Annotated in this window: 18 protein-coding genes, 1 tRNA gene and 1 other RNA gene; 5 read left to right on the forward strand and 15 right to left on the reverse strand. The window is 42.3% G+C overall.

The annotated features are described in order from the left end of the window. Positions 1-39: 39 nt before the first annotated feature. Both pfkA and P7J49_RS08295 read right to left on the reverse strand, forming a co-directional pair. Positions 40-1050 carry a 6-phosphofructokinase gene (gene pfkA / locus P7J49_RS08290; protein ID WP_408570405.1) on the reverse strand — a complete coding sequence of 337 codons (1011 nt, stop codon included), beginning with the start codon at positions 1048-1050 and terminating at the stop codon, positions 40-42. Between the two features lie 84 nt (positions 1051-1134). Continuing rightward, the gene (locus tag P7J49_RS08295; RefSeq protein ID WP_408570406.1) at positions 1135-4245 is read right to left on the reverse strand and encodes a DNA polymerase III subunit alpha; all 3111 of its coding nucleotides are present in this window, start codon (positions 4243-4245) and stop codon (positions 1135-1137) included. Positions 4246-4397: 152 nt separating this feature from the next. On the opposite strand from P7J49_RS08295, the gene P7J49_RS08300 reads away from it, so the two are divergent. Genes P7J49_RS08300 through P7J49_RS08310 form a run of 3 tightly spaced genes read left to right on the forward strand, consistent with a single transcriptional unit; the run spans position 4398 to position 6271 of the window. Continuing rightward, positions 4398-4772, forward strand: coding sequence for a GntR family transcriptional regulator (locus tag P7J49_RS08300; RefSeq protein ID WP_024377435.1), 375 nt, complete (start codon positions 4398-4400; stop codon positions 4770-4772). Continuing rightward, positions 4765-5472 (forward strand): ABC transporter ATP-binding protein, encoded by a 708-nt coding sequence (locus P7J49_RS08305; RefSeq protein WP_014638281.1) that lies wholly within the window; start codon positions 4765-4767, stop codon positions 5470-5472. The genes P7J49_RS08300 and P7J49_RS08305 overlap by 8 nt, the downstream gene beginning before the upstream one ends. A 16-nt stretch (positions 5473-5488) precedes the next feature. Next, entirely contained in the window at positions 5489-6271 is a 783-nt protein-coding gene (locus tag P7J49_RS08310) for a hypothetical protein (RefSeq protein WP_029180221.1), read from the forward strand. Positions 6272-6318: 47 nt separating this feature from the next. Here the strand turns inward: P7J49_RS08310 and add are convergent, their stop codons facing one another. The 3 genes from add to ssrA form a co-directional block, all read right to left on the reverse strand. Next, positions 6319-7326, reverse strand: coding sequence for an adenosine deaminase (gene add, locus P7J49_RS08315; protein WP_408570407.1), 1008 nt, complete (start codon positions 7324-7326; stop codon positions 6319-6321). Between the two features lie 150 nt (positions 7327-7476). After that, positions 7477-7564 (reverse strand) — tRNA-Ser (locus P7J49_RS08320). Between the two features lie 2 nt (positions 7565-7566). After that, positions 7567-7914, reverse strand: a transfer-messenger RNA (tmRNA) gene (gene ssrA / locus P7J49_RS08325). A gap of 108 nt (positions 7915-8022) precedes the next feature. Here ssrA and P7J49_RS08330 point away from each other — a divergent pair. Further along, entirely contained in the window at positions 8023-8616 is a 594-nt protein-coding gene (locus tag P7J49_RS08330; protein ID WP_002935545.1) for a TVP38/TMEM64 family protein, read from the forward strand. Between the two features lie 37 nt (positions 8617-8653). Here P7J49_RS08330 and aguB read toward each other — a convergent pair whose 3' ends face one another. From aguB to dnaG, 9 genes are all read right to left on the reverse strand, one after another. Beyond that, a complete protein-coding gene (aguB, locus tag P7J49_RS08335; RefSeq protein WP_408570408.1) occupies positions 8654-9529 on the reverse strand; it encodes an N-carbamoylputrescine amidase in 876 nt (291 codons plus the stop codon). A 111-nt stretch (positions 9530-9640) separates the two neighbouring features. Further along, complete coding sequence (gene aguA, locus P7J49_RS08340) at positions 9641-10738, reverse strand: agmatine deiminase (protein ID WP_408570409.1); 1098 nt, start codon at positions 10736-10738, stop codon at positions 9641-9643. Then, positions 10735-11862: a carboxynorspermidine decarboxylase gene (nspC, locus tag P7J49_RS08345; protein ID WP_408570410.1), complete on the reverse strand. Its 1128-nt coding sequence runs from the start codon at positions 11860-11862 to the stop codon at positions 10735-10737. The genes aguA and nspC overlap by 4 nt, the downstream gene beginning before the upstream one ends. After that, positions 11863-13122, reverse strand: coding sequence for a saccharopine dehydrogenase family protein (locus tag P7J49_RS08350; protein ID WP_408570411.1), 1260 nt, complete (start codon positions 13120-13122; stop codon positions 11863-11865). After that, positions 13122-13979, reverse strand: a complete 858-nt coding sequence (gene speE / locus P7J49_RS08355; protein WP_408570412.1) for a polyamine aminopropyltransferase — start codon at positions 13977-13979, stop codon at positions 13122-13124. The genes P7J49_RS08350 and speE overlap by 1 nt, the downstream gene beginning before the upstream one ends. Before the next feature lie 2 nt (positions 13980-13981). Then, entirely contained in the window at positions 13982-15430 is a 1449-nt protein-coding gene (locus tag P7J49_RS08360; protein WP_408570413.1) for an aminotransferase class I/II-fold pyridoxal phosphate-dependent enzyme, read from the reverse strand. 518 nt (positions 15431-15948) lie between these two features. Next, positions 15949-16272, reverse strand: coding sequence for a metal-sulfur cluster assembly factor (locus P7J49_RS08365; protein WP_002935553.1), 324 nt, complete (start codon positions 16270-16272; stop codon positions 15949-15951). A 183-nt stretch (positions 16273-16455) separates the two neighbouring features. Continuing rightward, on the reverse strand, positions 16456-17574 hold the full coding sequence (gene rpoD, locus P7J49_RS08370; protein WP_024399366.1) for an RNA polymerase sigma factor RpoD: 1119 nt from the start codon (positions 17572-17574) through the stop codon (positions 16456-16458). Between the two features lie 2 nt (positions 17575-17576). Then, entirely contained in the window at positions 17577-19367 is a 1791-nt protein-coding gene (gene dnaG / locus P7J49_RS08375; protein ID WP_408570414.1) for a DNA primase, read from the reverse strand. A 180-nt stretch (positions 19368-19547) separates the two neighbouring features. On the opposite strand from dnaG, the gene mscL reads away from it, so the two are divergent. Continuing rightward, on the forward strand, positions 19548-19928 hold the full coding sequence (mscL, locus tag P7J49_RS08380; RefSeq protein WP_029186739.1) for a large conductance mechanosensitive channel protein MscL: 381 nt from the start codon (positions 19548-19550) through the stop codon (positions 19926-19928). An 81-nt stretch (positions 19929-20009) separates the two neighbouring features. Here mscL and galE read toward each other — a convergent pair whose 3' ends face one another. Next, positions 20010-21023, reverse strand: a complete 1014-nt coding sequence (gene galE / locus P7J49_RS08385) for a UDP-glucose 4-epimerase GalE (RefSeq protein WP_029186740.1) — start codon at positions 21021-21023, stop codon at positions 20010-20012. Positions 21024-21073 lie beyond the last annotated feature (50 nt).

Below are 21073 nucleotides of genomic sequence, written 5' to 3' on the forward strand. Positions count from 1 at the left end.
GTCTTTTGACCCTTAATAACAAATAATGAAATTGTCAAATTAGATTGACAAGTTGCGGTTTAATTCAGCCATTTCTAAGTCAGCTTTATGTGGATTGTTCACAACAATCTTACCATCTGCAGTCAAGCTGAACAATGCTCCTTCTTCAGCTGTACCAAGAATTGGATTTTCAACCATTTGCTCATTACGGATACCAACCGCAAGACCACCACGGCCTTCCTTGAGCAATTTAACAGCATGCGCGCCCATACGAGATGCAAGTACACGGTCACGAGCTGTTGGAGAACCACCACGTTGGATATGACCAAGTTCTGTCACACGAAGATCACTTGTATCGCCTGCTGCTTTCAATTCTTCAGCAAACTGTGCAGCTGGCATAACACCTTCAGCCAAAACAATGATGCTATGTTTCTTACCATTGTCGTAGCCCGCTTTAATACGGTCAACAATATCGTTGATATTGAAGTCTTCTTCTGGAACAACGATAACATCTGCACCAGAAGCAATACCAGCCCAAAGAGCGATGTCTCCCGCATGACGTCCCATTACTTCAACAACGAAAGTACGACGGTGACTTGATGAAGTATCGCGGATTTTATCAATCGCATCCATAGCAGTTGTTACAGCTGTATCAAAACCGATTGTAAAATCTGTACCCACGATGTCATTATCAATTGTACCAGGTACACCAATAGCTGGGAAGCCATGCTCCGTCAAGCGCATTGCTCCGTGGTAAGAACCATCACCACCGATAACAACTACACCTTCGATACCATGTTTTTTCAATTGCTCAATCCCTTTAAGTTGCCCTTCTAATTTGGCAAATTCTGGATAACGAGCTGAACCAAGGAATGTTCCGCCACGTGAAATAATATCACCTACAGAACGTGCAGACAATTCATGGATATCACCCGCAACCATACCTGCGTAACCTTCGTTGATTCCATAAACTTCCATTCCTTCTGAAATTGCTTGGCGAACAACTGCACGAATAGCAGCGTTCATACCAGGGGCATCACCACCACTGGTCAAAACAGCAATACGTTTCATTCGTTAATGCTCCTTTAACTTTTCATTTTAACTGCCCTATTATAACATACTTAACCTAAACTTGCTTGACTTTTTGCTATTTTTTTATCGAAAAATCGTTTTCATAACAAATTCACTTAACTCTTCTTCTAATTGAGGCGTTTTCATAACCATGTGGTGCTCAGCCTGAATTGTCTGATTACTATCTTGATAATGAAGTACTACTGGAATGCTTCCTCTATATTTATCCAAAATACGAGCAACGGCATAATCGTGTTCTCGATTTTCCAAAAGAATCCAAAATTTCTCCAAACTGACAGGCTCTAATTTTTCTAGAACTAATTGCAACTGTCCATCACGCTCTTGCACTCTACCTGTGATGTACCCCATTCCCCCTTCTTCCAAAACAGAAGCGTATTGGCGATAAGATTCTGGGAAAAGAGTCACATCAAGCGTCCTTTTGGTATCTGTCACTCGAAGAAACGCCATTTGCTCCCCAGTCTTTTTGGTACGAATCAATCGAATAGCTTGAATCTGCAAAAGAACGGTCGCTCGATTGCCAACCGCTAAATCAGCCAAATCTGTAAAACTACGCTTAGACTCTCGACAAATAGTGACTAAAGGATGCGGACTAATACCAACACCTAGCAATTCTTGCTCTAGCATAAATTTTTCGCTGTCGCTGTAATCTTCCACATCTGTCCAACTATAACTCTCCTCTGCAAAAAATGTACCAATTGCCTCTGCAAAGACAAAGAGATTGTCTAGATTTTCAATAATCTTTTTACGATTGGCGTCAAAATCATCAAATAAACCAATCTGAATAAGAGGGATTAGTAAATCCTTTTTCTTGAAATTATCTGGCAAGCGCAAAATAAAATCTTCTACAGACTTATAGGGACGATGATCCAATATCCATAAAGCTAAATCTTTAGGCAAACCTTTCAGTGTTTTTAATCCTAGGTAGACCTTACTTTTATCAAACTTATCGTGATAAGGAATATTGTTAATCGTGAGTCGAGCTACCTCAAAGTCAAACTGCATCGCATCTTCAATATAAGCACTGCTAGAATGATTGAGCATGACATCAAAAAAGACATCCGTATAGTGACTCTTGAAATAGGCCATTTGAAAGGCTAAGGCTGAATAAGCATAGGCGTGGCTACGGTTAAAACCATAACCAGCGAACTTAGCCATCATGCCAAATATTTCCCTTGCATTCTCTTCAGCGTGTCCGTTTTTCAGTGCTCCCTGTAAAAATTCTGCTTCCATTGCCTGCATTTCCTGGGCATTCTTTTTAGACATCGCCCTGCGGAGTAAATCCGCCTTTCCAAGCGTAAATCCTGCATAGACCTGTGCAATCTGCATGACCTGTTCCTGATAAAGCATGATACCATAAGTCGGTTGTAAAATAGGAGCAATGGTTGGGTCCAACAAATCAACTGTCTCTTGTCCATGTTTGCGTTTTACAAAGTTATCCGAATAATCACTAGCCCCCGGCCTATTCAAACTCGTTGTTGCAACTATATCTTCAAATCGACCAGGTTTGACCCTTCGAAGCAGGCTAATCGCACCAGGCTGTTCAAATTGAAAAATTCCCTTAGTCCGACCAGCAGCAAAAAGTTCCAAGGTTTTCTTGTCTTCTAAATCTATCTTGGCAATATCAATTTCCTGCTGATAACGTTCACGTACTCCTTCTGCCATTTTTTGCACAAAGGTCAGATTTCGTAAGCCAAGGAAATCCATTTTCAACAGACCATTCGCCTCAACAGCATGTGCATCATATTGTGTTACCAGCATGTCATCCCCTATTTTAAGAGGGATGGTATCTGTCAAGTCCTCATCACTCATCACTATCCCTGCTGCATGGATAGAAGTCTGTCGGGGTTGCCCTTCAATTTGTTGAGCAATCGCAAAAGCTTTTTGGTACTCTATCTTACTATTGATAATCTGACGAAAAGCGGCATTTCGCTGATAGGCAGAAGTAAGACTATCCCTAAATGAAATTTTCTTGGTAATATTACTTAACTCATATTCAGGTGTTCCGAAACGCTTAAATACATCACGAATAGCCTGCTTAGCTCCAAATGTCGAGTAGGTTACAATTTGCGCAGCATGGGTTGAACCATAACGATCTCGTACATAACGAATAAAATCTGCTCGATGAATATCTGGAATATCAATATCAATATCGGGCATTGAATAACGTTCAGCATTGAGAAAGCGTTCAAAGAGAAGATTATGCTTAACAGGATCAATACCTGTGATATTTAAGGCGTAGGCAACTAGGCTTCCAACAGCTGAACCGCGCCCCATTCCCATATAGTACCCTTGGCTACGTCCAAAACGAAGTAGGTCCCATACAATCAAGAAATAATCATCAAATCCCATTTGATGAATAATGGATAATTCCTTTTCCAAACGTTCTTTATATAGTGAATTAGCCAAGCCCTTCTCTTCTAATCCTTGATAGGAGCGCTCGTATAATTCTTCCACTGCAGGTCTGTCACGATTAAAACGCGGCAATTTTAAATCTGTATTTAATTGATAAGAAATCCCTGCAACCAAGTCACGTAAATTATCAACTGCTTGCGGAAACCGATTAGAAAATAGATTGGTTAAGCTATCAGCCGATAAAAGCTTTTGTCGACTATCTATATCTGCAACTTGATTAAGTGGAATATTATCTCGAATAGCATGGAGAACCTGTAGACTTTCCAATTGTTCCTCTTCAAAAAAACGAACCGTATGAATTGGGAGTATTGCTTGCTTAAAGTCTTGAACTGGTGTATCAACCGTCACTCCGATATAATAGTTAACACCTAACTCAAGGTGCTCAATGCCAGAAAAATAAGGAACAACCACTGCTATGTCGACTAAATACTGGCGAATATCTTCAAAGTTATCCTGTCCAGTCATTTTTGTAGTCGATATTTTCAAGAGATTTCGATAGCCCTTGGTGGTCAAGGCAATCAACTGAGTTGTCACTTCTCGCTCCTGCCCCTCCAACTGCCAGTCCAATTCACAACCAATAATTGGTTGAAGCCCCATTTTGTTACAGGATTCCATAAAACTATAGGCTGCATAAAGACTGTTTTTATCCATTATCCCCAATGCGTGGTAACCAAGCTCTTTAGCCTTGCCTACATAATTTTCTATCGTCACCATGCTATCCATAAAGGTATAGACGGTTTTTGTATCTAGTTGTGCCAGCATGGTCTTCTCCTTTTTATTTCTTCTATTATACCAAATATTCTAGGAAAATTTTTTCAAGAAATGCAATCAAAAGACTTGCAATTTATCATGTTTTATTGTATTATTTTGTTAGAACATAGGTATTGGCAAAAATGCCTAGAAAGGAAAGAATAATGGCTTGGAAATTTGACAACAATATGCCCATATATATTCAAATCAGTAATACTATAAAATTACAGATTGTGACCAATCAATTGAAATCGGGAGATAAATTGCCAACCGTGCGTGACTTGGCTGAAATAGCTGGCGTCAATCCAAACACGGTGCAACGGGCCCTGTCTGATTTGGAAACGGAAGGATTTGTTTACTCAGTCCGCACAACAGGACGTTTCGTCACAGACAATCAAGAATTGATTTCACAGACCCGACTTCACTTGGCACAGAAAGAACTTGAAAACTTTGTGACCAATATGCTAGACTTGGGCTTCAATCAAGATGAATTAACCCACCAGTTAGATGATTATTTGAAAGGAGTCACTTATGAATAACGCATATACTTTGGTTGAGCTACAACAAGTTTCAAAATCTTATGGTGGAGCTGTCGCCCTAAATAATGTCAATTTGAAGTTGACTGCTGGAAAAATCATAGGACTTTTGGGACCAAATGGTTCGGGTAAAACGACCATGATTAAATTGATCAACGGTCTGTTGCAACCAGAATATGGTCAAGTATTGATCAATGGTCGCACCCCATCGCCAGAAACCAAGGCAATTGTATCTTATCTCCCAGATACGACTTATCTCGATGAGCATATGAAAGTGCTCGAAGCAATTACATTTTTTGAAGATTTTTACGCTGATTTTGATAAGGAGCGTGCTCTCCATCTTTTACAAGATTTGGGCATTGATTTAAACAGTCGTATGAAACATCTCTCTAAGGGGAATAAGGAAAAAGTCCAACTCATTCTGGTGATGAGCCGTCAAGCACAGCTGTATGTTTTAGATGAGCCAATTGGTGGTGTTGACCCTGCCGCTCGAGACTACATTTTAAAAACCATCGTCAACAACTACTCTCCGACTGCCTCTGTTATTATCTCTACTCACTTAATTTCAGATGTCGAGCAAATTTTGGATGAGGTTATTTTCCTACACTACGGAAGTGTTATTCGCCATGGAAATGTAGATGACTTGCGAATTGAAAGCGGAGAATCTATTGATGAACTCTTCCGCCAAGATTTTAAGGCTTAGTTAGAAGGAGATTGCTATGTTTAAAAAATTACTCAAATATGAATTTCAATCCGTTGGAAAATGGTATCTAGGAATTTATGCCGGGGCATTGGCCCTATCTATCATACTCGGGTTTTGGTTACAAGCTTTGAGCTTACGGGCACAAGCTGGAAGCACTGAACCTGGTGGTGCTGAAATGGTCCTTTTCGGTACTTCCTCCATGACCTTCGGTATCTTAATTGCAGCACTTGGTTTATCCACCTTTTTCATGGTTATTAACCGATTTAGAAAAAATGTCTATGGACGTCAGGGTTATTTAACCATGACCTTACCTGTCTCCAGCCACCAAATTATCCTCAGCAAACTTGTAGCTTCATTGGTTTGGTACTTTTTAGCAGGAGTTACCATTGTTCTTTCAATCGGAATCATTTTAGCTGTTCTCATGCTCGGAACTGAGGAAATCATGATTCCTGAATTGCATACTGTTGTACAAGCATTAGACTGGCCTGTCATATTTGCACATTTATTCTATATGCTGATTGAGTCAACAATGGGAATCTTGCTGATCTACTTCTCCGTCTCTGTTGGTCAACTGTTTAAAGATCACCGTCTACTGTTTGCCATTTTAACCTATATCGGAATTTCAATTGTTCTCGGTGTGTTTGGAGCTCTCATTTTTACCAATTATCTAGAGAACCTTTATAATGCCGCACTACCATTATATCCTAGTCCAATCTTAGCCTTGATCAATATTATCCTAGCCTTTGCTTACTATTTTGGTACACACTTTATCATGACTAAGAAATTGAATTTGCAATAAGAAAAAGCTCTTTGCCGGTCGTTTTGACATGGCCTAGAGCTTTCTTTTTACAAATTATACTTTTGAGCTAGGACATCAAGTAAGTTTGCCTTTTCTTCCTCACTGGCAAAGCTTGCTTGAATAGCATTTCTGTTGAATTGATAAAATTCTTCCTTGGTCGTTCCAAAATACTCTACAAATAGCTGATATTCTTTATTTAGGTTTGTGTTGGAAACCGTTCGATTATCAGTATTGATGGTAATCTTTGCTCCCGCTTGAACTAGCTGTTCATAGGGGAAGTCTGCTAGAGTTTGAGCAGCTCCGGTCTGGAGATTTGAAGTCAGGCACATCTCAAGCGTTGCTCCGCTATTGACAAAAGCCTGAATAGCCTCAGCGTGACCGCTAAGAGCCGTTCCGTGGCCAATCCGCTTGATACCCAAGGCCAGAGCTTGGGCTACATTGGTCACGCAACCACACTCACCAGCATGGAAGGTCATGGGGTAACCTAGAGATTGTGTGTAGTCAATCAACTCAGCCAACTCATGAGTTGGGTAGTCTGCCTCGTTTCCTGCAAAATCAAAGCCAACCAATCCTTTCGGTGCCAGATTGGCAATAGCAGAAAAGATTTCTCTGGTCTGACTTGGATCAGTTTGTTTCAAGCCACAGACCAAGAGCTTGGCAACTATACCAAATTCTTTCTGAGCCTTTTCCATCCCACGCAAGACGGCATTCACAGCTTCCAGGATAGTCAAACCCTTGTCAGTCGATAATTCTGGTGCAAAACGAAGTTCAATATAGAGGACTCCATCCTTTGATGCTTGACCTAGAACATCGTAGGCAGCTATTTCCAGCGCTTCCGCAGTTTGTAGAAGAGGGCGAACAAAATCAAATGTTTTCAAATAGGTCATCAGGCTATCAACCTTGCCCTCTATACTGACCAATTTTCTGAGTTCCTCATCCTTGTCTGGAATGGAAATTTCTGCCATTTGGGCAAGTTGACGAATCGCTGCTAAGGATAGGGAACCATCCAAATGGCAATGCAATTCTGTCTTGGCTAATTCTTGTACATTCAACATTAACAACCCCTCTTTCGTAAGTATATTGTTAACTATCATACCACATTTTAGACAAAACACAAGATATTTTTGATAAAAAGTGAACTTTATCAACTATCCATTATTCTTTTATGCAAGAAAAAAAGAACGATTTCCATCGTTCTTGCCATACGGAAGACATGGGATTCGAACCCACGCACGCTGTTACACGCCTACCGCGTTTCCAACACGGCCTCTTGAGCCTCTTGAGTAATCTTCCATATATGGAGCTGGTGGGAGTCGAACCCACGTCCAAACACCTGCTAACTTATTCGTCTACAACCATAGGTTATGTCTTGCTTTAACTTGGGCTCGATACATAACTCAAACCTAGCACAAGCGAGTCAGTTCATCTCTTTTGGGACAGCCTGACTCAATCCCAACGTAGCTTGTTATTTTAAGACCAATCAGCAAACACAAGCAATTCGCGAATGGTCACGCAGGCAGGTTATTAAGCTGCTAATGCGTAAGTGTTTGTATTTTTTGCAGTTATATTTAACTGGCATTTTTACATCTGCCGATGAGTTGCAGAACAAGCCTCATAATGCCTGTCGAATCCGTAACAACCCCGTAGGATTTGATACAGGAACTATTATAGCAGAATTTTTTATAAATAGCAAAATTATTTACATTTTCCTTACAATTTAAAAAATTTTTGAAATATGGTAAAATGAAAGTATGTATAAATTTTGGCAAAAAACCATTCAAGTATTAAGTATTTTGACCCTTATCGGGACTGCTATTTTTCTGTTTTGGCTCTATAAGATTGGCATTTTGAACGACCAAAATGTCTTAAGCGATTTAATCAAAAGCCAAGGTGCTTTAGGTAGCCTCTCCTTTTTAGCTATTCAGATTATTCAAGTTGTATTTCCGATTATTCCAGGCGGTGTTACGACTGTTGTAGGTTTCCTCGTATTTCATTTTTGGTGGGGATTCTTTCTCAATTATCTTGGAATTTCAATCGGTAGTATCATCCTTTTCTGGTTGGCTCGTCGCTACGGAAAGAAATTTTGTCTCCTCTTCATGTCTGAAGATACGTTTTACAAATATGAAAGCAAAATTGATAATAAACGTAGTTATGAAATTTTCTTTATTCTTTGCATGCTTTCTCCCATTTCTCCAGCTGACATAGTGGTGATGATTACTGGATTAACAAGCATGAGTTATCGGAAATTTATTATGATTACTTTACTTTGTCGCCCTTTCTCAGTTGTGGCCTATAGCTTCTTTTGGATCTATGGCAGCCAATGGTTGCAGCAATTGTTAGGATAAAAATGAACACCCTTATCTTCGGACAAGGGTGTTTTGTTTATTCTACAATCTGCTGATACATATGTGGTCTGCGGTCTCTAAAGAGTCCCCAATCCAAACGTTCGCGCGCTCCCTTGTCCAAATCATAAGTGGCAAGTATGACTGCTTCTTCCTCGCGTCCCACTTTTTCAATCACTTCACCTGTTTCATCTGTCATAAAGGACGAACCATAAAAACGCAGGCTAGAAGATTGGCCGCCATTTTCTTCAGAAGGATGCACTTCTTCCAAGCCAATCCGATTGGCCGCAATGACAGGTGTGATGTTGGCAGCCGCATGGCCCTGCATGGTCCGCTGCCAATGACCTTGGCTATCCGTGTCCAAAATCGGCTCCGAACCAATGGCTGTTGGATAAAAGAGCAATTCTGCTCCATTCAATGCCAAACAGCGAGCGGTTTCTGGGAACCATTGGTCCCAACAGATGCCAATGCCAATTTTAGCGTAACGTGTTTCCCAGACCTTGAATCCAGTATTGCCCGGTGTGAAGTAAAACTTCTCCTGATAATAATGGTCGTCAGGGATATGAGTCTTGCGGTAAACTCCCAAAACACTACCATCCGCATCAATAACTGCAATCGAGTTATACAGGCTATTGCCATCTTTTTCATAGAAGGAAATAGGCAAGACAACCTGCAATTCCTTGGCAATAGGAATAAAGTGCTGAACAGCATCATTTTCTTCTACAGACTTGGCATAGTTATAATAATCATACTGGCGTTCTTGACAAAAATAAGGACGCTCAAAGAGTTCAGGCAGGAGAATAATCTGCGCTCCCTGACTAGCAGCCTGTCTGACCAAACGCTCTGCAGTCGCCAGATTTTCCCAAAGGTCCTGACTACACTGCATCTGGACAGCTGCTACAGTAACATTTCTCATATTTTCTTCCTTTTCATAATTTCTTTATGGGAGATACAATGGCTCTGAGACAAGGAAGGCCGGAGCCGGCTATACTGGAGTATGCCAATCCGGCTTGACGCTGTATCAGAGTCATTTAGCCCCATAAAGGGGAATCTGCTGGGTGATGCAATGGATATTCCCACCTCCAAGTAGGATGTCGCGGGCTGGTATGCCGACGACTTTTCTGGTTGGAAAAAGCTGCGCTAGGAGATGCAGTGCCTGCGCATCATGCTCATCATCAAACTGGGGCACCAAAACCGCACCGTTGCTGACGTAGAAATTCACATAGGAAGCCGCCAAACGTTCGCCAGCTGTCCGTACTTCTTCCCCCGCTTCATAGACATAGCCTGGCAAGTCCTCTTCTGTCACCAAAATGGGATTTTTAGGGATAGGCAGTTTATGAACGGTCAACTTTCTGCCCTTGGCATCCACCTGTTTTTCCAAGTAGTCCAAATCAGCCTTGGACATGGCATATTGGGGGTCTGCCTCATCATCCGTCCAGGCTAAAACTATCTCAGCTGGGCCGACGAAGGCCGCAACATTGTCTACGTGTTCATTGGTTTCATCATTGAAGATACCGTAAGGAAGCCAGAGAACCTTTTCAGCTCCGAGAGTATCTAGAAGCACTTGCTCAATCTGGTCCTTGGTCAAATGGGGATTACGGCCTGGGCTCAGTAAACAGGATTCGGTCACCAAGATGGTTCCCTCCCCATCGCTATGGATAGCTCCACCTTCTAACACAAAAGGATGGGCATCATGGACTGGCAGACCGATGGCCTGACTAAATCGACTAGCCACCTGATCATCTGCCTCATAGTCCTGATAAAGACCATCATAGCTTCCGCCCCAAGCGTTAAAGGCCCAATCGACAGACAAAGCTCTGCCATTTTCATGAACCAAGACCGTCGGACCTGTATCACGCGCCCAAGCGTCGTTGGTGGGGATGTCCAGATAGGTAACACCATCACCCAGCATAGACTGTGCCTCATCACGGTGAGCCTCATCCACCAAGAGATAGACCTGCTCGCTTTCAGCAATGGTTTTAATGACCTGGCTAAAGGCTTTTTTCGCCCCCTGACCATCAAATAGCCAGGAACCTGGACGAGTCGGCCACACCATGAGCGTGCCATGATGGGGCTCATACTCAGCTGGCATACGGTAGCCAGCAGCTTTTGGACTTTCTATCATGACAACCTCCCCTTGAAATCTTCATAGCCAAATTCCTTGATAATACGGCAGTCACCAGCCTTGTCCATGATGGCTAGGCTAGGTAACCCAATGCCATTGAAGGTATTGTTTTTGACAAAAGAATAGATGGCCATGTCCTCAAAATAGAGTTTGTCACCAATCTCCACAGGCTTTTCAAAGGAATAATCGCCGATGATGTCGCCTGTCAGACAGGTATTGGAAGATAGTCTGTATGTATAGGCCTTTTCACCTGCCTCAAAGCCAAGACGAAGCGGTGGACGATAAGGCATTTCCAAAACATCTGGCATGTGGCAAGTAGCCGAAGCATCTAGCACTAATGTTTCAATGCCGTTTTCAACAATGTCTAACACTTCTGTCACCAGATAGCCTGCATTAAGAGCAATGGCTTCTCCTGGCTCAATGTAAATTTCCAATCCATAAATTTCCTGCATGTGCTGGATAGAGGATATCAGCAATTCTACATCATAGTCTTCTCTGGTCACATGGTGGCCACCGCCCATATTGAGCCATTTGACTTTGTGAAGGTAGGGACCGAATTTGTCCTCAACAGCATCCAAAGTGGTTTTCAAATCATCCGAATTTTGCTCACAGAGAGTGTGGAAATGCAGACCATCCACCAAATCAAGCAGGTTTTCTGAAAACTGGTCAATGCGAACACCGAAGCGAGAACCCGTTGCGCAGGGATCATAGAGTGCATGGTCGTCTTGAGTGGAGCATTCCGGATTGATCCGCAGACCAATACTCACTCCTGCTGCTCTGCATTTGTCCACATGCTTGCGGAGCTGGCGTTCTGAATTGAAGACGATATGGTCTGCAATTTCCAAAATCTCCTCCAAATCCGCATCCTTGAAGGCTGGTGCAAAAACATGGACTTCACCCCCAAATTCCTCACAACCCAGCTTGGCTTCATAGAGACCTGATGCGGTGGTTCCAGCCAAATATTGGCTAATTAGTGGATAGGTGGCATACATGGAAAAGGCTTTTTGGGCCAAAAGGACCTTACAGCCTGTGCAGTCTTGTACAGACTTGAGAATTTCTAAATTGTTGACCAGCTTGGCCTCATCAATTACATAAGCTGGTGTTGGAACTTGATCGATTCTCATTTAGTCCACCAAAACTGGATTTTCAACAACTTGCCATGGTAAACCGTATTGGTTGAGCAAGTCCATAAATGGATCTGGATCTAGTTCTTCCAAATTGTAAACACCTGGTTTCTTCCAAGTCCCGTCCATAACCAGCTTGGTTCCAATCATAGCTGGCACACCAGTTGTGTAGGAAATAGCCTGTGAACCAACTTCCTTGTAACATTCCTGGTGGTCACATACGTTGTAGATGTAGATGGTCTTCTCCACACCGTCTTTGACCCCTGTGAAAATACAGCCGATGTTGGTTTTCCCAACAGTACGTGGACCAAGGCTGGCTGGATCAGGCAAGAGGGCTTTGAGAAATTGGATAGGCACTACTTCTTGTCCATTAAAGTTGATTAGATCCGTACGCAAGAGACCAACATTTTCCAAGCATTTCATATGACTCAAGTAGGATTGACCGAAAGTCATAAAGAAGCGAATACGTTTGACACCTGGGATATTTTTAGCCAGGGATTCGATTTCTTCATGGTGGAGGAGGTACATATCCTTCTGACCCACTTCTGGGAAATCATATTCTCGTTTGATCGACATAGCTTCGACTTCCACCCATTTGCCGTTTTCCCAGTAGGAACCTGGTGCTGAAACTTCACGCAAGTTGATTTCAGGGTTGAAGTTGGTCGCAAATGGATAGCCATGATCCCCACCGTTACAATCTAGGATGTCGATATAGTGGATTTCATCGAAATAATGCTTGAGTGCGTAGGCTGAGAAGACGCTGGTCACCCCTGGATCAAATCCGGATCCCAAAAGTGCTGTCAGCCCTGCTTTTTCAAAACGCTCCTTATAAGCCCACTGCCATGAGTAGTCAAAGTAAGCCGTAAATCCTTCTTCTGCACAGCGTTTTTCGTAGATAGCCCGCCATTCTGGGTCTTCTGTATCCTCGCACTCGTAGTTGGCCGTGTCGATATAGTCCACGCCCGTCACCAAGCAGGCATCCATGATGGTCAAGTCTTGGTAAGGTAGGGCAACATTCAAGACAGCTTTGGGCTGGTAGCTTTCAATCAAAGCAATCACTTCTTCTACCTTGTCTGCATCCACTTGGGCAGTTTCGATTTTTACAGCTGTTTTTCCTTCCAAAATAGCCTTCAAGTCATCACATTTGGATTTGGTACGGCTGGCAATCATGACTTCCTTGAAGGTATCTTCTGCCTGACAAACCTTGCTGATGGCAACTTGGGCAACTCCGCCACAACCAATCACTAACAAACGACTCATTATTTTTTCTCCTCTTCTTCTAAAATATCTTCGACATAACGGGGCAAGAGAAATGCTCCAATATGTAGGTTTGCGGTATAGTATTCTGTAAAAAGCTGGCGTACCTTCCATTTTTCCTTATCAAAATCTTCGATGGGATGGTATTTTTTAGAGGCAAAACCAAATAACCAATAACCCGCCGCAGATGTCGGAATATGGGCCTGATAAACACGGCTGATAGGGAAAGACTGGGTCGCCTTTCTATGCATGGAACGAAAAGCAGACTCATCTTCGTCATAGAATGGCGAACCATGTTGGTAAACCATGATGCCATCTTCCTTCAAAGCTCGGTAGGCATTACCATAAAATTCCTTGGTAAAGAGCCCTTCCGTGTGTCCAAATGGATCTGTCGCATCATTGATGATGATGTCATACTCATTTTCACAGTTGCGCAAGAAACGCAGACCGTCTTGTAAATAAACTTCGACTCGCTCATCTTCCAAGCCAGTTGCATAGTCTGGGAAATACTGACGACAAACTTCCACAAGGAGTTCATCTGGCTCTACAACGTCAATACGTTCGATTTCAGGATACATACTGAGAACTTGGGCAACTCCACCATCTCCACCACCTAAAATCAAGATTTTCTTGGGATTTGGATGAACGGCCATTGGTACATGAACGGCCATTTCGTTGTAAACAAAGTCGTCCGCATCTGAAAAGAGAACCCGACCATTAAGGGTCAAAATCTTACCAAAGGCTGGCGAGTCCAACACAGCAATGTCCTGAAATTCACTCTTGCCAGCATAGAGCTGCTGGCTGGTGCGAATGGATAACTTGACATCTGGCGTTTGGACTTCTGAAAACCACATTTCCATGACTAGACCTCCTTAATGACATTGATGAAGTTGACATCTGGATCTTCTGTCCCTTGGACGGAGCAGCCGCGCTCCTTGGCAAAGATGATGTAATCAACAATTTCTTGAGTCACTCGTTCACCTGGAGCTAAAAGCGGAATACCAGGCGGATAGCACATGACAAATTCTCCGCAGACCTGACCAACTGCTTCTTGCAGGGAACGGCTTTCCCGCTCTGCATAAAAGGCTTCCTGCGGTGACAAGACCAGCTGCGGCTGGATGTATTCTCCCGAAATCAAATCCGAACCATCTCGTGAGTAAAGACGCTTGATGTCAGCCAGAGCCCCCACCAGCCGCTCGATGTCCTGCAAGCGGTCACCGATTGAAATATAGGCCAGGATATTGCCAATATCACCAAATTCAATCTGGATGTCATACTCATCCCGCAGCAAATCATAGACTTCAATCCCTGTCAGACCAATGCCCTGCGTATAGATGGAGAGCTTGGTTACATCAAAATCATGCACCGTTTTACCATCAATTAATTCCTTGGAATAGGCATAGTAGCCACCGATGGCATTGATTTCACGGCGAGCATACTCAGACATTTCAATGACCTTTTCAAAGGATTCCTTGCCACGAAGGGCCAGATTTCTCCGTGAAATATCCAAACTAGCCAACAAGAGATAGGAAGCGGATGTCGACTGGGTCAGGTTGATAATCTGGCGGACATACTCCACATTCATATCAGGACCGACCAATAAAAGCGAGCTCTGGGTCAGACTACCTCCTGACTTATGCATGGAAACAGCAGCCATATCAGCCCCAACATCCATAGCCGCCTCTGGCAATTGGTCCGAAAAATGCAAATGCGCACCATGAGCCTCATCGACCAAAACTTTCATGCCCGCTGCATGAGCTTTCTCAGTCAAGGTCCGCAGGTCCGAGCAAATACCATAGTAGGTCGGATTGTTAATCAAGACAGCAACAGCATCAGGATGCTCAGAAATCGCCCGTTCAAAAGCTTCATTTTCCAAAGCAAGAGCAATGCCAATCCGTGGCTCCACGCTCATATCCACATAGACAGGGATGGCGCCACAAAGAACAAGGGCATTGAGGGCTGACTTATGGACATTTCGGGGAAGGATAATCTTATCGCCCGCCTTACAGGTCGCCAAAATCATGGTCTGCACTGAGGAGGTTGTTCCCCCAACCATGAGAAAGGCATGGCTAGCACCAAAGGCTTCTGCCGCCAATTCCTCCGCCTCTCGGATAATGGAGACGGGATGCCCTAGATTATCCAAAGGTTTCATGGAATTGACATCAATCCCCACGCATTTTTCTCCTAACAGTTCGACCAACTCTGGATTACCACGCCCTCGTTTGTGTCCTGGGACATCAAAGGGAACAATCCGTTTCCGGCGTAACTGTGCCAACCCCTGATAAATAGGGGCTTGGTGTTGATTTTTCATATCGAAAAACTCCTTTGCTTGATGGACTCCTACCCTTTTTAAACAAGTAAAAAGAGCAGGGTTCATCCTGCTCTACAATCCAAATCGACGCTTTTTATTCTTCTCTTGAGTTTATGTGCCTACCGTTTCCTACTCTCCAGTGCAAATATATACGTACTTTATTGACCGTTTCACAAGATGACGTGTGCTTTCACCACACTAAATTTGATATACGAATTAGGAATGAACCCTAAAATCAACTTATAAAATGTAGGCTTTTAACCCTATCAATAATGTGGCTTACGCCACGCTTCGGCATTCGACCCGCCTGTCCGTAGGCTTTGGTTATGATCAATAGCAGAGCTACTCATCCCATATAGGTCTGATATTTGCTAGAATAGGTATGACTACTTTTCCTAGGCCTGTTTATTGTAACACGGAAATTTCTCTTTGACAAGTATAATTTTTAATATTTTTTACAAAAAAATCCAAACATTAATAAAAAAATGGCTTCAAACGTTCGAAACCATTTTGTTTTTTTATTTAATTCCTAATGCAATTCGAGCATAACGACTCATTTTTTGAACGGTCCAAGCTGGTGACCAAACCAGTCTCACATCTACTTCTGTTACTTCAGGGACATCCTTCAATACATCATGAATTTGATCGGTAATTAGATCAGCTAATGGACAACCCATGGTCGTCAAGGTCATATCAATTTCAGCCTTGCCCTCAATAAATCGGATTTCATAAATTAGCCCTAAATTGATAATATCAATACCTAGCTCAGGGTCAATCACATCTTCAAGAGCATGAAAAATACGCTCCTGAATGTCTTTAATTTGATCTTCTGTGTACGTCATTTTTCTCTCTTTCTTTTTCACAACTTCAATACTAGAAAAGAAACAAACCAAGTTTGTGTCAAATTAGTCCACTGGACGTTAGGCTCCCTTTCTAATTTCAAGGGGAGCGGTTAAAAAGGTTCCCCGAACTCTCGCTTGTTTCAAATTTTTAGCAAGCGACCTGATAAGTGCCACTGGCACTTATCAGTCCTCAATAAAATCTCTGAGTGGTTTGCTGCGGGATGGGTGGCGGAGTTTACGGAGGGCTTTGGCTTCGATTTGGCGGATGCGTTCACGGGTTACGTTGAAGACTTTACCAACATCTTCAAGCGTACGCATTTTACCATCATCTAAACCAAAACGAAGACGCAATACGTTTTCCTCACGGTCAGTAAGAGTATCCAATACCTCATCTAACTGTTCACGAAGAACGACACGAGTTGTGTAATCAACTGGATTTTCAATGACTTCGTCTTCGATAAAATCTCCAAGATGACTATCATCTTCTTCACCGATTGGGGTTTCCAAAGACACTGGCTCTTGTGCAATCTTGAGGATTTCACGAACTTTCTCAGGCGTCATATCCATACGCTCAGCGATTTGTTCAGGAGTTGGATCCTGACCTAATTCCTGCAAGAGATTGCGTTGTTCACGGACCAATTTATTAATAGTCTCCACCATGTGAACAGGGATACGGATTGTACGCGCTTGGTCCGCAATGGCACGAGTGATAGCCTGACGAATCCACCAGGTTGCATAAGTTGAAAACTTGAAACCTTTAGAATAGTCGAACTTATCAACGGCCTTCATCAAGCCCATGTTTCCTTCTTGGATAAGATCAAGGAACTGCATACCACGCCCTACATAACGCTTAGCAATGGAAACAACCAAACGCAAGTTGGCTTCAGCCAGACGTTGTTTTGCTTCTGGGTCACCTGCTTCAACCGCCAATGCCAATTCTTGCTCTTCCTCGTTGGTCAAAAGAGGTACAACACCAATTTCTTTCAAATACATGCGAACTGGATCGTTCACTTTTGCAGAAGTGCTTCCAAGCAATTCTTCGTCAGATAATTCTGGCTCTTCCTCTACCTGCATAGCACGCGCTGATGGATTTCCATCCTTATCAACTATTGAAATCCCTGCGTCCTGAATACGTTGGAGCAAATCATCGATTCCGTCAGCATCAAGCGTAAATGGAATAACCAGTTGGTCATTGATTTCATCGTCTGTAGCTGAACCTTGTTTTTTATGGTTACGAATAAATTCAGCAACTTGTACATCAAAAGTTGTCACTTCTGTCTTTTTATCTTTTTTACTTGTCATACTTACTCCATCTGTTTTCTTTTCTCGAGAAGTTGGGCCAACTCATCGAGGGCAATATCTGCATTTCCCACATGGGAATGTTCACGGATTTTCCGTGTCAGGTGTTGATTTTCCTTTCGCAAGAGTTCTTTGTCTCGTCGCAACTCCAATTCTTCTATCTCGTGTTGACCTACTTCTTCTGGTAATCGTTCTTCCAAGATACGATACCAGGCCTGTTGAACACTATCTTCCAATTGAGATAAGTCAAAGCTACTAATCTCACCTTGATTTTTCAACAATTCATACAATACCTGCAATTCTGGTGTAGCAAAATAAAAATCTTCTCTCAGTCGAAATTCATTTAAAATATACGGATGTTCAACCATGCGATAGAGCAAGTGATTCTCCGTTCGAATGAGACTGGTAAGGCGAACCAAGGGCTGAGCTGGAATCTGGAAGGACTGCTCAACTTGTTGGGATTGGATTTGTTGGCTGCGTTGTTGACGTTGATTTAAGCGAACGGCATTGACTGCCTGCTCCACCTGACTATAATCAATGTCCGAAAGCACCTCAGCTACCTTATAAATATAGGAATTCTGAGCTGTAATGGACGAGACCTTTGCAATGATTGGGGCAATCTTATCCACAAAATCAATCTGCATTTGCAAATTATCCGGATTTTCGGGCTTCAGATAGTCGATTAAAAATTCTACATCACTTATCCTAGACTTGGTTAAGACTTGTAACAGGGCTTCTTCAGAATTTTTTTGTAAAAATTCATCCGGGTCCATATTATCAGGCAAACTAACTATTTCCACCTGAAAATCTCGCAATTCGTCTAAAGCCTTCATAGTAGCCGCTTGACCAGCTTTATCACCATCATAGGTCAAAACTAACTTCTTACAGAACTTAGCCAAATGGCCAACGTGCTCTCGAGTAAGAGCCGTTCCCATAGAAGCTACTGCATTGTCAATACCAGCCCGATGGGCCGCGATAACATCCAGAAAGCCCTCCATCAGATAAACTTCCCGCTGTTTTTTGATGACAGCCTTTGCCTTGTCCAAATGATATAATTCGTAACTCTTATTAAAAATAGCTGTGCTACGAGAATTTTTATACTTGGCTAACTGCTTGTTTTGTAAATCTTTTTCTGTCCAAATCCGTCCAGAAAAAGCAATAATCCTCCCATATTCATCTGCCAGAGGAAACATGATTCGAGACTGAAAGGCATCAAAAATCATATTCTGCTCGCTAGGATTAAACAAACCCGAGTGCAATAAACTGTCTTCATCGTATTGCTGAGAAAGTTTTTGATAAAGAATATTTTGCCCTTCTGGTGCAAGACCAATCTGGAAATTCTTAATAACTTCGTCACTTAATCCGCGTTGGTGAAGATAGTTCCTTGCTTCCTCTCCCATTTTTGTGGTCATTAACAAGGCATGATAAAACTTAGCCGCATCACTATGTATGTCGTATAAAAGCTGATGAGGATTTTCTTTCTTGGGCTGAAAATGACTGACAGATGAAACTTCTAGCTGAAACCCAGCTTTTTCTGCTAAAACAGCAACTGCATCTGCAAAGGGAATTCCACGTGTTTCCTCTACAAACTTAAAGACGTCACCAGACTTCCCACAACCAAAACAATGGTAAAACTGCTTGTCTTCAACAACGTTAAAAGAAGGTGTCTTTTCCCCATGAAATGGACAGAGACCGACATAATTCCGTCCAGCTTTTGTCAATGCGACAGATTCACCAATCACATCCACGATATTGAGGGCTTGTTTAATTTCTGTTATTCTATCTTTTGACAGCATATTTCCTCCTCAATATCTTTTTTCTAAATCGAAAAGTGGACACTATCCCCTTAGTTTAGCATACTCTATTTTATACTAAAAAAGTCAAAATGTAAAATTTCTGAAACAAATTACTTGTAAAATATTTTTAATGGTTATAATATATAGAGTAAAATATTTATGAAAGGACATATTTAGGATATGTTAAAAGATTTAAAAGCCTTTTTGTTCCGTGGAAACGTGATTGATTTGGCTGTCGGTGTGATTATTGCATCTGCATTTGGTGCAATCGTTAAATCATTGGTTGAAGATGTAATTACTCCATTGTTCTTGACGCCAGCTTTGAAAGCTGCTGGTGCAGACAAAATTGCTGACTTGTCATGGAACGGTGTTATGTACGGTAACTTCTTGAGTGCTGTTATCAACTTCTTAATCGTTGGTACTGTTCTCTTCTTCATTGTTAAGGCTGCTGAAAAAGCACAAAGCTTGGCTAAGAAGGAAGAAGCTGCTGTTGAAGAAGCTCCAGCAGGTCCAACTCAAGAAGAATTGCTTGCAGAAATCCGTGACTTGTTGAAAAAATAATCAATAAGATAGTGAAACAGGCACCATGCCTGTTTTTTGTACTATGAAAAAGAAGATGTGAGCCAACACTCACATCTTTTCTTATCCTTCATATCCATTTGGATTTTTAGACTGCCAATTCCATGTGTCACGGCACATATCTTCAATGGTTTTCTCTGTTTTCCAATTGAGTTCAGCCAGAGCCTTGTCTGCGTTAGCATAGCAAGTTGCTACATCACCTGGCCGACGGTCTACAATCTTATACGGTACTGGCACGCCATTGACTTTTTCAAAGGCTTGAACCAATTCCAGTACACTAGTTCCTTGACCAGAACCAAGGTTATAGGTATGCACACCTGAGGTTGTCGAAATTTTTTCCAAGGCCTTGATATGACCAAGTGCCAAGTCAATCACGTGGATGTAATCACGAACACCTGTTCCATCTACTGTGTCATAGTCCGAACCAAAGACACTGAGTTCTGGACGCTTACCTACGGCTACCTGTGCCACAAATGGCATGAGATTGTTTGGAATACCTGCTGGATCTTCACCGATTAAGCCTGATTCATGGGCACCGATTGGGTTGAAATAACGGAGAAGGGCAACACTCCAGTCCTTGTCTGCCACTTCCACATCGCGCAAGATTTGTTCCAACATGACTTTTGTATAGCCATAAGGATTGGTTGCACTGGTTGGCATGGTTTCCACCAAAGGTGATGGGTTGTTAAGACCGTAAACCGTTGCACTAGATGAGAAGACTATTTTCTTAACACCAAATTCTGCCATGACTTCTACCAAAGCCAAGGTGGACATGATGTTGTTTTCATAGTACATAACTGGCTTTTCAACAGACTCACCAACCGCCTTGTAGCCTGCAAAGTGAATAGCTGACTCAATGTTTTCTTTTTCAAAAACCTGACGCAAGGCAACCTTATCTGCCACGTCTAGCTCATAGAAAGTTGGGCGTTTGCCTGTGATTGCTTCGATTCGGTCCAAGACTAAGATGCTAGAGTTGGATAGATTATCTACGATGACGACTTCTTTTCCCAACTTCAACAACTCTACAACCGTGTGACTACCAATATAACCAGCTCCACCTGTAACCAAAATACTCATGTATGCTCTCCTTTTCACTTGGACAAAATTTTATATATCTATTATATGTT

The organism is Streptococcus suis (assembly GCF_046032515.1).
Lineage (GTDB): Bacteria > Bacillota > Bacilli > Lactobacillales > Streptococcaceae > Streptococcus > Streptococcus suis_AL.

Excerpts from the sequence above, each read along its gene's own strand:
- pfkA (WP_408570405.1), bottom strand. The coding sequence starts at position 1,050 with ATGAAACGTATTGCTGTTTTGACCAGTGGTGGTGATGCCCCTGGTATG.
- P7J49_RS08295 (WP_408570406.1), bottom strand. The coding sequence starts at position 4,245 with ATGCTGGCACAACTAGATACAAAAACCGTCTATACCTTTATGGATAGC.
- P7J49_RS08300 (WP_024377435.1), top strand. The coding sequence starts at position 4,398 with ATGGCTTGGAAATTTGACAACAATATGCCCATATATATTCAAATCAGT.
- P7J49_RS08305 (WP_014638281.1), top strand. The coding sequence starts at position 4,765 with ATGAATAACGCATATACTTTGGTTGAGCTACAACAAGTTTCAAAATCT.
- P7J49_RS08310 (WP_029180221.1), top strand. The coding sequence starts at position 5,489 with ATGTTTAAAAAATTACTCAAATATGAATTTCAATCCGTTGGAAAATGG.
- add (WP_408570407.1), bottom strand. The coding sequence starts at position 7,326 with ATGTTGAATGTACAAGAATTAGCCAAGACAGAATTGCATTGCCATTTG.
- P7J49_RS08330 (WP_002935545.1), top strand. The coding sequence starts at position 8,023 with ATGTATAAATTTTGGCAAAAAACCATTCAAGTATTAAGTATTTTGACC.
- aguB (WP_408570408.1), bottom strand. The coding sequence starts at position 9,529 with ATGAGAAATGTTACTGTAGCAGCTGTCCAGATGCAGTGTAGTCAGGAC.
- aguA (WP_408570409.1), bottom strand. The coding sequence starts at position 10,738 with ATGATAGAAAGTCCAAAAGCTGCTGGCTACCGTATGCCAGCTGAGTAT.
- nspC (WP_408570410.1), bottom strand. The coding sequence starts at position 11,862 with ATGAGAATCGATCAAGTTCCAACACCAGCTTATGTAATTGATGAGGCC.
- P7J49_RS08350 (WP_408570411.1), bottom strand. The coding sequence starts at position 13,122 with ATGAGTCGTTTGTTAGTGATTGGTTGTGGCGGAGTTGCCCAAGTTGCC.
- speE (WP_408570412.1), bottom strand. The coding sequence starts at position 13,979 with ATGGAAATGTGGTTTTCAGAAGTCCAAACGCCAGATGTCAAGTTATCC.
- P7J49_RS08360 (WP_408570413.1), bottom strand. The coding sequence starts at position 15,430 with ATGAAAAATCAACACCAAGCCCCTATTTATCAGGGGTTGGCACAGTTA.
- P7J49_RS08365 (WP_002935553.1), bottom strand. The coding sequence starts at position 16,272 with ATGACGTACACAGAAGATCAAATTAAAGACATTCAGGAGCGTATTTTT.
- rpoD (WP_024399366.1), bottom strand. The coding sequence starts at position 17,574 with ATGACAAGTAAAAAAGATAAAAAGACAGAAGTGACAACTTTTGATGTA.
- dnaG (WP_408570414.1), bottom strand. The coding sequence starts at position 19,367 with ATGCTGTCAAAAGATAGAATAACAGAAATTAAACAAGCCCTCAATATC.
- mscL (WP_029186739.1), top strand. The coding sequence starts at position 19,548 with ATGTTAAAAGATTTAAAAGCCTTTTTGTTCCGTGGAAACGTGATTGAT.
- galE (WP_029186740.1), bottom strand. The coding sequence starts at position 21,023 with ATGAGTATTTTGGTTACAGGTGGAGCTGGTTATATTGGTAGTCACACG.